This is a genomic window from Williamsia sp. D3 (genome assembly GCF_000506245.1).
Lineage (GTDB): Bacteria > Actinomycetota > Actinomycetes > Mycobacteriales > Mycobacteriaceae > Williamsia > Williamsia muralis.
Genome location: NZ_AYTE01000037.1, coordinates 1 through 11496, shown reverse-complemented (window position 1 = coordinate 11496; position 11496 = coordinate 1). Strand labels below are relative to the sequence as shown.

The following is an 11496-nucleotide window of genomic DNA, read 5'->3' as shown; positions in this document are numbered from 1 at the left end:
CCCCTGCTCCGGCTCCTGCTCCCGCGCCGCCCCCGGCACCGGCAGCGGCGATCGAGCCGCCTGCGGCGACCACACCCATCGTCATCATCGCGGCCTGCAGTCCGGAGCCGCCGGACATGGCCATGCCACCGGACACCAACTTGGTGAGCATCGGAAGCACCGCCGCCGCCAAGGTCAGCAGCAGCACGCCGTACAGGATCTGGGCGCCGTCGTCAGATTTGGTTCCGGCGAGCATGAACGCGACCGAATAGGTCAACGCGGCCACCGGTTTCCACAGCAGCAGGGCGATGGTCCACGAGATGGTTTTACTGAAAGCGTTCTTGCCCATCTTCGTTCCCGACGCGGCACCGATGATCGGGATGATGGCCACGACCACGATCAACATGGACTGGCGGGCCACCAGCAAGATCGCTTGCAGCAGAGCACCCAAGATCCCGACCACAGCGATGACGAAGACCAGGCCGACGCCGAGGTAGCCCATCATGTTCGCGACATCGAACATGTTCTTGGCGGCCTCGACGGGAGTCCCATCGGTCACCGACAGCTCGAGAATCTTCGTCGAAATCTTGTCGACGCCGGCGGTCAACCCGATCATGATGCCGCCGAACATCCACGCCCCAAACACCGCGCGCTGCAACGAGAAGAACAGTTCCTCGCCCTCGGCGTACACCGCCTGACGCTTCGCCAGCTGCAGCCGGATCCCGCCCGCGACAATCGACGCAGCAAGACCCAACAGCTGGATCTGCACCGTCCACTGCTGAATCTCCTGCACCGGATCCCACTGATTGGCAGCCGGTGTCGGCAACTGGATAAACCAGGTCAACGACTGCTGGATCATCTTCGAGAAGCCATTGACCAACGACTCAGTCATCGACTTAAAACCGTCATTGGCAGCGTCTTTGACCGTCCCTGCCGGATCACTCACCGCGCCAGCAACGTCACCGACAGAGGCGACTCCCTCACAGATGTCATCGCCAATAGCGATGACAGCTCCAGCGGCGTCGCAGACGTCCACCGCGTGGGCCACGCCCGGCCCCGTAACTGCTGTCTCCGCAGAGGGGACGATTACGACAAACACGGCGGCAATGACCGCAGTAACGGCCACCCTGCGAAGCCAGATCGGCATGCGCCGAGCGGCCTTCCGCGATCGTCGCCCGGCCCGGCCAGTGACTACTGGGTGACTGCGTGGAGCCAGACTCACCATCGGGTCCACCCTGCAACTGACTCAACGGGCGTGGGCCCGGTGGCCCGGGTTAGTCCCTCGTCGGGTATCCGGTACTTCCACTTCCCGTCCTCCCACACCATCGTCACCGTGCTCACGCTGTAGTACTCGCCGGAGGCGTAGTCAGAGCTGACTTTTGGTCCCGTCGCGAGCGAAATCCGCGAGAACGTATCGGTGTACTGCTGATCGACTCGAATGAACCTTGTGGCAGGCATCTGACGGTCAGGAAGCTCGAGGCCGAGCAGTGTTGTTTTGGCCTCAGGTGGCCCGAGTACGAGTTGGCTCAACGCCGCTTCGCGGACCGGTGCAGGGCCGTAGTAGAGGCGGGCGAGAATCTGGCTTGCCGCGATGACAGACCCTTGTGGTGTCTTTGCAATCCCTTGAGCAAGACCATCAATGCTGATACTGGTGGGGCCGTCCGAAGTGGAGAACAATGCCGCACCGGAGCCATAGACTTGTTGCCACTGCACGCCTGCCGCCGGGTCATTGAGGCCACGCGCGTTTTTGGTCCCGATCTGTGGCAGAGGTAGGCCAGCAGGGTCACGGGGCACACGAATCTGGTTTCCGTACCGGTCGACGGTGTCGGCGAGGTATCCCTGCTGCCCATTGCTGACCGGGGGCGGGCTCGTCGCTGGGGCCGTCGGTGCGGGTGTGGGGTCGTCGTTGCTGCGTAGTCCCCACCAGGTCGCGGTGGCGATGGCGAGGGACACCACGACCAGGGCCGCGACAATGACCCAGGGCCGGCGGTGCCAGGGCTGAGGCGCATTTGGGTCGTCGTCGTAGTGGGGCGCGGTGGCTAGGGGTGGTGTTCCCATCATGGTGTTCTCCTCAGCGGTGGGTGCAGGGCCACGGTCAGGCGGGTAGCGGAATCATCTGCGGTGGAACGGAATCGAGGACGGCTACCGGGTTGGCGGTTGAGGTCTGTGGATCCGGGATCAGTCGCCGCCAATCCCCTGGCGGGGTCCAGACGACGGTGGTGGTCGTCGAGGTGAGCGATTGATCGGGTTGGCGGGTGATGATCGCGATGACCGCCCGCTCGGGGGTGTACTCGGTGACCGTGTAACCCAGGACCGTCGGGGCTTGACCGGCGGGGACGTCGCTGGTGATGGAGATCTGGGACCGCTCGATCGACCAGGCGTCGCGGCCGGGGCCGGGTGCAGCGAGCGCACCGGCGATCAGTGCCCACTGGTCATCGTCGGCCACTGACATCCGGATGGTCGAGGAGATCGCGGCCAGCGCAGCACCGGGCCCGTTGTGGGCGTACCCGGTGGGGGCCAGGGCTTGCGGGTTGGAGGTGGGTCCTTCGGCGGCCTGGGGAATGGTCATGCCCGCGAACTGAACCCACCGCAGCTCGGTGGGCGGGGCGGCCGGGGCGACCTGGACCTGCGAGCCGCTGCTGTTGGTGGCCGGTGTGTCCTCGGATGAGCCGCAGCCGATCAGCCCTGCCACCAGGGCCATGAGGATGGCTAGGCCAGCAACGCGGTGGCGATACCGACGGAGCTGGACATGATGATCAGGGCGATGAGTTGGGTGGCGATGCCCGTCACTCCGTCGGTGTTCCCGGTTTTGCGGGCTTCGTAGAGCATCCCGCCGAGCCACATGATCCGCATGATGGCGATCACGCACCCGAACCACAGCAGGTAGTTCAGCGCCGTCCAGAACTCTTTGAGGTCGTCGCGGGTGATGCCTTCGGCTATCACGGTGCTCATGCATGTTCCTTCTCGATTCGTGGTGTGGGAGAACGGTTATCCGACCAGGGCCCCGACGAGGCTTCCTGAGATGGCGATTAGGACACAGCCGATGAGCGTCCAGGCGACTTTCCCGGCTTCCTCGTTTGATGCGGTGCCGTGGGACTTCTGGAATCCGAAACGAGCGCCGGCGACGACCAGGGCCACGATCGCGGCGAGGGTGGCGCCCCAGCCGATCCAGGACACGATGGTCAAGAACTTGTCCGACCCCGGAGGTGGTGCCGGACTGGGGTTCGTTGGGCCTTCGCTTAGGTACAGGGCGATCTGGGTGTTGGTCTGGGCGAGTAGATCTTTCATGGTGTTCTCCTTCACTTGGGTGGGATAGCGGGGTGTTTTGTCAGGTTCAGACGCCGGCAAGAATGCCGGTCACTGAGGCGGATATGGCAACGAAGAATGAGCCGAGGAGGGTCCAGGTGAGGCGGGTCCCTTGCTTGGGAGACAGGGTGTCGCAGCCCCTATGCACGGCCCACCCAAAGATGGCGCTGACGCCGATCAAGGTGAGTGTCGCGAGGAGCATGGCCCCCCAGATGAACCACTCCCACAAACTCATGGCCGCACCCCCGAGCTGGTGTGGCTGGGTTTGTGGTCGTTGAGTAGGTCGGTGCAGATCTGTTGTCCGACGGCGGCGATCTGTTTGGGGACGACGTCGGGGAACTGGGCCTTTTTCGGTGGTGGCAGTTCGTCGGGCCGTGGCGGTGTCCAGACCGGGAGGCGGTGGGATTCGGGTGCGCACATCAGCGGCTCGCACCAGTCGACGTTGTAGCGGTGCGGTACGAGTTCGGAGACGGTGTTGGCGTAGCGACTGATTTCTTTGGGGCAGTTGCCGGGGCGCGCGGCCACGACGACGAGTCCGCACACGCGCACTCCGTCAGGGATGTCGCCGCGGTCAGCGGCGCGTAAGACGTTGGCAGCGGCTCGGATACCGTCGAGGGTGCCGCGGGCGGCGACGATGACCAGTTGGGTGGTGGTGTGGTGGGCGGGCCAGGACGTTCCGGTGTCGGCGGCCGGTGCCCACATCTGCGCCAAGGTGGTTGTGCCGGCGAAGCCGTGCGCGCCCATCACCGCGAACAGCGGCGGGTAGGGGCCGGTGACGGGCAGCGGCTCGCGTCGCCACGTCAGGGTTCCCGGTGGTGTGTGTTCGGGCGGGTAGTGGTCGTAGGCGGCGCTCATGAGTTGGCCTCCGCAGCGATCTCATATTCGGTCTCGGTGTTCCGTAGGCCCGCGAGATCCTCGACCACTGTGGTGGTCGAGGAGGCGAGCCGGGTGGGGTCGATCGGGCCGCCAGTGCCCAGGTGGGGGTCGTAGTCCCACAGCAGAACTCGGCCCATGCGGGCGGTCAGGGACTGCACGAGCCTTTGTCCGACGAGGTGGCTGGCCCACGGGTCCAGGCAGGCCACCACGGCGGTGGCGCGGGTGAGTATGCCGGCGGCGGCGAGCATCTGCAGTCCGGACCGGGACCGGTTGGCGGTGTCGGGTCTGGCCGCGATCACCAGCACCACGGCGGTGTCGGAGGTCAACCAGGCTGACCCTTTGCCCACCACGCCGGCGTCGACGATGACCGACCCGCCAGCCGGGATGCTGTGTGCGGGGATCTCATCGAGTCCTTCGGTGCGGCGCAGCAGTGCACCGCCGGCGCTGTATTCGCTGGCCGCGTCGGGTGATGCGATGCGGGTGGCGACATCACCCGGTGTGGCTGCGGCATCGAGCCAGAGCGCCTGTTGTCCAGCTCGGGCGCGGGCGTCGGCCACCAACACCGACAAGACGCTGACCCCCGCTCCCCCAGCGGCTCCGATCACGGCCACCGTGGGCGTCGATCGAGTCCGTTGCGGAAGCGGCACCACCATGGCGGGAGTGGGCTCGCTGTCGTCGAGCCACCCCCACGGGCTGTTGGTCGCTGTCATGAATCTCCCTCTCGGGTTGGTGTTTGTGTGTGGCCGACGCCCGGGCTCGATGACGGGCTACTGGGCTGGCTGGGTCTGCGGGTAGGCGATGTGCAGGCCGTCGATGACCGACGTGAGTCCGTCACCGATCTGCTTGGTGGCCCCGGCAATCGCGTCCTTGGCGGGTTGCTCGAGCGGGCCCAGCGCCTGCAGCGGGGCCTCGGCCTGCTCAGCGGACCAACCGACGTTGATTGGCGGAATGCCAGCCACATTTGCGGAGAAGGACACATCACCCTCGGTGTCGACGGTGTAGTCGACCGCTGGCAGACCCGCATCGGAGGCGGCGGGCGCGTCCAAGACCAGCTGGTACTGATCGCCTTCGGGGTTGGGCAGCGGTGCGGGCGGCGGCGGTGGTGCCGGCGCCCAGGGGGCAGCCGGGTTCGCGTTGGGGTCACCGAAGCCCAACGCCCACCCCAACAGGCCACCGGCCAGAGCGCCTGCTGAGCCTCCGGCGGCTGCGCCGGCAGCAAAGCCCAGGGCAGCGCCAGCACCAGCGCCGATGCCGATGCCCGGCAGGATGTTGAACGGGGTGGGCGGCACGAAGGAGCCGACGATGCCGCCGCCGACACCGCCCACGATGCCGAAGAAGATCGCGGTCGGAATACCGGCGGCCAACGCTCCGGCAAGTCCGCCGACGCCCGCGCCAGCTGCCGCCGCTGCGGCCCGGCGTGCAGCTTCATCGCGGGGAAAGCCGATGGACTCGAAGTACTGCGCGGCTTCGGCCTCGAAGTAGGCCATGTACTCGTTGACGGTGATCGCGACTTCGGGCGACACCGCGTCCGGGCGGTCGAACACGACGTTGCCGGCGCGGATCTCCGCTGCTGGGTCCTTGACCAGGATCGGGGCGATGGGAGCTGCCGGTGCCGGGGCGGGCGCAGGAGCTGCTGGTGCCGATTGCGGAAGCGGGGTGTACGGAGTCGACGGCGGACCGGACGGTTCGGTGTAGATGACTGGTTCGGTCTCCCACTGCGGCGACGGCAGAATGCCAGGGCCGTAGTCAGGCACCGGCTCTGGGGCAGGAGCCGGCACGGGCGGGGTGGGTTCGGCGATCACGCCACCCTGTTCGGGTGCCGGTTCACTGGTGACACCACCCTGCTCGGGGTCGGCGAACGCTGGGCCGGCGAGAGCGCCCGCGCCGCCCATCGCGACCGCGGCCACCACCACAGCGGCCATCGCCCGCGCACGCACCGGCATATGCGCATCGCGTGAAAGTGGGGCCTTGCACGGCGTCTCGGGTAGAGCGTGACGTGGAGTTTGCATGAGCGGTAATGCCTTTCGTTGGTTGTCGAACAGTGGACCTAGCGGCTATTGGTTGGTGTCTTTGGTGATCGCGGTGATGAGGGTGCGGCCCTCGACTTCGGCGGTCTGGACGAGCTGGCGAATGAGCAGGGGTTCTCCTCCGCCAGGCGGGATTTCGCTCAGTTCGAGAGAGAACAGGCCGGCGCCGCGATCGGTGATGCGAGTGCAGTACGTCGTGCCCGGCGGCAACTGGGTGTCGATGAACGCTTGCATCGATGCTGCTGTGCCCATTCGGGCCAGCTCGGTGCCGTAGCTGCGGGCTCTGGCGCCGTTGCGTTCGACGTAGTAGGCGTGTTCGAACGCTTTGATTACTGCCGGGCCGCTGGTCGTGTCGCCCGGGTCTCGGCCGGTAGTGACGCCGTTCTCGCTGCGGTTGGGGCAGTCCGCATCCTGGGCCGGTGCCACTGGTGCTGCAGGCGCGCCGACACTGACCGTGCTCTGCGGAGTGGCTTGGGGAATGTCTGTCGTCGGGGAGTTGCCGCCGCCGCCAAAGGCCAGCAGTGCGCCGATCCCGGCCACGACAAGCACGCACGCCAGCAGCGCGGCGGCGATGAAGTAGCCGCGTTTGGATCTGCGGCGGGGTGCAGGACGGGTGCCAGAACCCACCGGCTGCACAGCAGGGGTTGCGTAGTCCATCGGGAACCGTTGTGGCTCTGATGCTTCGGTGTCGTAGGGGGTGAAGTCATCGACGTAACCGCCGGCGGCCGGGGGTTGCTCTGGTGCGGCAATCCATGCCCACTGACTGGTTGCAGCGTCGGTGGCCGGTTCGGTGGGTGTCCCGGTGGTGGCGGTGGCGCGGTCGGTCGCCACCACCGGGATCTCGCGCGTGGGCTCGTCTCCGGAGGGATCGGAGCTGCCCACTACGTCGGCGGCATCTGGTGCGGCAGATGCGGCCGACTGGTCCTCGGCGGCCGTGGGGTCGGCTGATAGTGGAGCGAAGTCATCGAACCAGTCATCGGTGTTGTCGTTCAACAAGATTCCTTCTCCCTCCTCGGGAAGCCCCGTGGGGAATGGGTTGGGATGTTATGAACCGTTGTCAGTGAGTGCGGGGCGAGACAACGTCGGCAGCGCCGGCGCCGACGAGGATGTCGAGGGCTCGTTTGTCTGCGATTCGGACGACGACACTGCCGGGGTCGAGCTGGGCACGGACGGCACCGGGACACCAGAGACCGGGGAGGCGGAGTCGTAGTTCAGGAGCCCGTCCGCGTTGTACGGAGTGAACGTGTCACCGGCGAGATCGTTGGCCAACGCTGCAAACCATTGCGCCACATACAGGGTCGAGTTCGCCCCCGTCGTGGTCGCGGCGTCGTTGGTGTACGAGCCGTGCGCAGCCGTGGTCTTCCAGTAGTTGATCATCGTCGACACGTCCAGGAGCTCTTCGTTGTCCTTGACGTTGGCCTTCACCGCGTCGAAGGCCTCGCTGGCCCACCGGTTGACCGTGGTCGGAGGAACCAGGTCCACCACCGCAGCACCGAGCTTTGCGGCCAAAATGCCCAGGGCAGCAGGCGGATTAGCCAGGCCGACCGTTGCCAGGGCGCCGATGGTGTCGGGGGTGAACGTGGTGCGAAGCACCGTGGTCACGGCGTTGAAGCCGATGGTGCCGACCTTGACCACAGCGTTGATCGCCTCGGGGATCGTCGGCATCGGGGTGCGCGGGTCAGAGGCGGTGGCCAGTCGCTGAGAAATCGTCTCGGTCGGTGAGTACGACAGGTCAGCCAGCGTTTCACCCTGGACGTCTTCGTTGATGACCTCGACGCCGGCCTTGATCGACGTCAACGCCAACGCTTGACCAAGGGAGGTCAGTGAGCCGACCGGGTCGGCCTGGTCGAGTTCGGATTGGCCGCCGATGTTGGCCACCAGATGCACGATCGGTGAGTCCGCTGGTGCAGCGCACGCCAAATCGCCGGGCGCGCAACGGTCCATCACTCGGCCGGACAGCTCTCCGTATCCGCTGGACTGATCTGCCGTGGGGCCGATTCCCCCGCCGCTCACCTCACCCTGCTGGGGTGCGGGGATCTGAGCGAGCGATTCGCCGCTGCTACCGGGTGCAGGTTCGGGGGCGGTCTGATCCGATGCGCCGGGGAATAAGGGTGCATTCGTCGGGCGGGCCGGGTTGCCGAACAAGGCCACACCCGCGACGCGGTCGGCCTCGATCGGGCCGTTGCCGGCACCGATCTGTTTGGCGACGTTTGCCGCCGCGTGCGCGCCTTGCGAGTAACCGGCGAACGCGAAATCAGTGTCTTCGCACTTGTCGGCGATCTGAGTGATCATCGACGACAACCGGTCCATCGCTGTGGTCACCGACGCCGCGTACGGTTGTTTGCCGCCCTCGACCGCTCCACCAAACCCAGCCGGATACGGCACATACGCCCGGGCCACCTTCGACCCCGCCAAGGCCAGCAACGGCCGCATCACTGACCCGAGCATCCCGCCGTCAGTGTCGACCGGAGCATCTTCGGAGGACTCCCCCGTGCCCTGAACGCCGAGGACATACAGCGTCGGGCAGCCGCCCGGCGTGCTCGGCGCAGCCGCTGCCGGCCCGGCAGCAGTGGCCACCGTGACCGTCGCGACGGTCAGAAACGTCGCGAGCAGAACGGTGAGGCGGGAAGCTGTTGAACGGCAGCAAAAAGCGGGCATAGAAGTGCCTTCCAGGCAGGTGGTGCGTGCGGTTAGGTCAGCGGGTACGGGGAACGCGCACCCGGCGGGTGACCGCGCGTTCCATCGAGTGGCCAAGCGGGCACGTTTGGACGGTTGTCTCTCGCGGTGGCAGACAGACGTAGCCGACTGGCTGGGCTGGGCAGTGGACCCGACTGGATGGGGCACAAGAGGTCGCCGTGGCACCTAAACTGGAAGAGCTGGGTGAGTGTTTAGACGGCAAATCTTGAACACTTACTTGGTGCTTCTCGCCCTGGGAGAGGTCAGACGGCAAATCAGGCCCTCTCCCAGGGCGCCCCCGACTTTCGAGGCTTTGTTCCTTCTCAGTGCTGTGCGCTGCGGCAACAACAGTTGGCGGAGCTGTAGGTGCGACGGAAGTCACCATCTTTGACCTTCAAAGGGTTGTGAGTGGGTCGAACCGCCTACCCTTGAAGGGTCAGCAGTCCGTTGGAGCGGTCGCTGATAGACCCCGGGTTCCTTAGGACGTCCAAATCTCAGAGGAACTCGGTGTCGAGCAATTCAGGGCGGTGTCAGCACAGCTGCACCACCTTGTTTAAGGGGACCGGGAACGTCGTACGGAGCGCCAACTCACCGACGTTTCCGGTCTCTCTAGCTTGTTCTTTCGAAAGAAGACCTCTCTTTCCAGGAGAGTGTTCGCTTCCTAAATCGTTCTCACTATAACATCTCAACAAAGCGTTCTCTAGTGATTGCGAGGAGAGGTCTAGTGCAGAGTGTCTAGCTATGACGCCCCAGTGCCTAGCGGCGGTTCCGTGAGCCGTCGAGTACTGCGAGGCTTCTCCCCCAGTGCCCTCACGGAGGCTCGAACGCGAGCTGGCCTGACCCAGGGCGAGCTGGCTCGCATCGCTGGCGTGGGTAGAACGACGCTGTACCAGTGGGAGATGGGTGTGCGCTCGCCCCAGGTCGACGTTCTCGCCAGTGTTGCCCGCGCGCTGGATATTTCGCTTTCTGAGTTGGTGAGCGTTCCCGTGGATGAACGTTTTCCTGGCGACTGGCGCGTTCTGCGTGGTTTGACTCAACCCCAGCTTGGAGTTGCGGCCGGCATCAGCACCACGATGGTCGGTGCAATCGAGCGCGGCGAGGCTGAGTTGAGTGAGCAAACCGCGCGCGCATTGGCGGATGCGTTGTCTGTCAACGAAACTGAGTTGCGCGCTGCTTACCGGCGAGCGAGGAACCGTCCCACTGGAACGCCTGCTTAATATCGCCATAAATCCCCCCGGATGGTTGATGCACGAAGTGACGCCCTGGAAATCGGTCGTCACAAATGACTGACCGACCAGTGCGTCTAACCATCCGAGTCTGGAATCCCAAGATCCGGGGTGTGCCGACATGGCAATCGGATGCCAATGTCTGCGTGGAGAAGCAAACCACAGGGTCGCCGTGCGTGCAACGTGACCCTCAGGATCACGTTTGATCGAGGAGCCCACGCATTCTGTATCAGCTACACCGCGTGTCGCTCGCTGTAGCTGATACACATTCGTGCCAGTATTCGACCTGGCGCTCCTTTTCAGTTCGATTCGGAGAGAAAGGACATCACATGGCTCGCCGATCCCTCGGCCCCCGAAAGGGTTACCTCGTTCGTGTGCCTGAGCCCGTTGACCTTCAAGCCTTGGCCCAAGAAGCTGGCTACTCGGCGTACTCGCGTTATGCAGCAGATGTGTTCTGCGAGAAGGCCGGTCGCCAGATCTGATGATCGGGCCTGACCTCAAAGCAGCCGAGCAGCAGCTTCGGTTGCCCGCATGACATCACAGGATGGTGTGACAGAGCACTCGTAAAAAACGAAAGGCTCTCCGGTTGGAGCCGGAGAGCCTTTCTAAAGCTTGAGAGTCGAGCGCCACACTCGATCTCTCGGACCCCGAAGGGACTGTCTTGCCAGACAGGTCTCAGGGTACCGCGCACCCTTTTGTGCGTGCAATCCCTGCACATCACGTGTCGGACACAGAATCCGACCTAGCTCTCAAACCGCGGGTGTACTGCGGTTCTTCTCCGAAGCAACCCCGTCGCGGTCACGCCACCACGCGCTTCGGCCCCTTGACAGCGATCGTTGCTCGTTCGCGGCCGGGAGCAAGCAAAGAGAAGATCCTCGAGGTGCTGCGCACACGTGACCGCATCGCCCTTGATGTCGGCCGCCGCGCTTACGCCGGCGTCCCCTGCTGGCATACCGCCGAGCGGTGGCTCACCTGGGACGTTCAGGTCGCGTACGCCCTGCACTACGACCGGATCCGGCCCTTAATCGGCGCACACGGAACCTCCCGAAAGAGCGACATCGCGCTCAAAACGCTGGTGAAGATTGCCGCCGCACACGCAGTGCATGCCGACTTCGGGACCGGCCGCAACTGCCGACCGACTGTAGAGCTGATCGCCCGCATCACCGGATACAAACCACGCACCGTATCCCGTGCCCGCAAAGTCCTCGTGCACCTGGGCCTAGCAACCGAAATCCTGCGCGGCCGCCAACGCACCCTAGGCGAACGTCTGGCCTCACACCGCGTCGGAGACAGCAGCCAAGGCTGGGCCAGCGTCTACGCCCTGCACGGTGTTCAGGTTGTGGATAAACGCCGAGGTCACACCCAAGCGGCACCCCACCTCGTAGAGCGCCCTTTAGGGCGTACCT

General features: G+C 65.1%; 13 protein-coding genes and 1 pseudogene. 3 read left to right on the top strand and 11 right to left on the bottom strand.

The genetic code is table 11. The features are described from left to right. The 11 genes and pseudogenes from W823_RS58240 to W823_RS51650 all read right to left on the bottom strand — a co-directional run. Nucleotides 1-871, bottom strand: a pseudogene (locus W823_RS58240) (hypothetical protein); the annotation flags it as partial. Between the two features lie 326 nt (nt 872-1197). Next, a complete protein-coding gene (locus tag W823_RS56855) occupies nt 1198-2040 on the bottom strand; it encodes a hypothetical protein (protein WP_023961746.1) in 843 nt (280 codons plus the stop codon). Between the two features lie 34 nt (nt 2041-2074). After that, nucleotides 2075-2680, bottom strand: coding sequence for a hypothetical protein (locus W823_RS51685; RefSeq protein ID WP_038254302.1), 606 nt, complete (start codon nt 2678-2680; stop codon nt 2075-2077). A gap of 8 nt (nt 2681-2688) precedes the next feature. Next, nucleotides 2689-2931, bottom strand: a complete 243-nt coding sequence (locus W823_RS51680; protein ID WP_038254297.1) for a hypothetical protein — start codon at nt 2929-2931, stop codon at nt 2689-2691. Between the two features lie 36 nt (nt 2932-2967). After that, entirely contained in the window at nt 2968-3267 is a 300-nt protein-coding gene (locus tag W823_RS51675) for a hypothetical protein (RefSeq protein ID WP_023961742.1), read from the bottom strand. Nucleotides 3268-3313: 46 nt separating this feature from the next. Further along, the gene (locus W823_RS51670; protein WP_023961740.1) at nt 3314-3520 is read right to left on the bottom strand and encodes a hypothetical protein; all 207 of its coding nucleotides are present in this window, start codon (nt 3518-3520) and stop codon (nt 3314-3316) included. After that, nucleotides 3517-4140, bottom strand: a complete 624-nt coding sequence (locus W823_RS51665; RefSeq protein ID WP_023961738.1) for a hypothetical protein — start codon at nt 4138-4140, stop codon at nt 3517-3519. The genes W823_RS51670 and W823_RS51665 overlap by 4 nt, the downstream gene beginning before the upstream one ends. Next, the gene (locus W823_RS51660; protein WP_023961736.1) at nt 4137-4871 is read right to left on the bottom strand and encodes a hypothetical protein; all 735 of its coding nucleotides are present in this window, start codon (nt 4869-4871) and stop codon (nt 4137-4139) included. Before W823_RS51660 ends, W823_RS51665 begins: the two co-directional genes overlap by 4 nt. 57 nt (nt 4872-4928) lie before the next feature. Then, nucleotides 4929-6104: a hypothetical protein gene (locus tag W823_RS51655; protein ID WP_023961734.1), complete on the bottom strand. Its 1176-nt coding sequence runs from the start codon at nt 6102-6104 to the stop codon at nt 4929-4931. Between the two features lie 111 nt (nt 6105-6215). Beyond that, on the bottom strand, nt 6216-7181 hold the full coding sequence (locus W823_RS56850) for a hypothetical protein (RefSeq protein ID WP_152538156.1): 966 nt from the start codon (nt 7179-7181) through the stop codon (nt 6216-6218). A 51-nt stretch (nt 7182-7232) separates the two neighbouring features. After that, a complete protein-coding gene (locus tag W823_RS51650) occupies nt 7233-8846 on the bottom strand; it encodes a cutinase family protein (protein ID WP_200866408.1) in 1614 nt (537 codons plus the stop codon). Between the two features lie 749 nt (nt 8847-9595). Between W823_RS51650 and W823_RS51645 the strand changes: the two genes are divergently transcribed. The 3 genes from W823_RS51645 to W823_RS51640 all read left to right on the top strand — a co-directional run. Continuing rightward, on the top strand, nt 9596-10081 hold the full coding sequence (locus W823_RS51645) for a helix-turn-helix transcriptional regulator (protein ID WP_317714822.1): 486 nt from the start codon (nt 9596-9598) through the stop codon (nt 10079-10081). Nucleotides 10082-10419: 338 nt separating this feature from the next. Next, nucleotides 10420-10572: a hypothetical protein gene (locus W823_RS58235; protein ID WP_161634040.1), complete on the top strand. Its 153-nt coding sequence runs from the start codon at nt 10420-10422 to the stop codon at nt 10570-10572. 341 nt (nt 10573-10913) lie between these two features. Continuing rightward, nucleotides 10914-11496 (top strand): helix-turn-helix domain-containing protein (locus tag W823_RS51640; protein WP_235189649.1); only part of this gene is annotated, 583 nt, incomplete at its 3' end.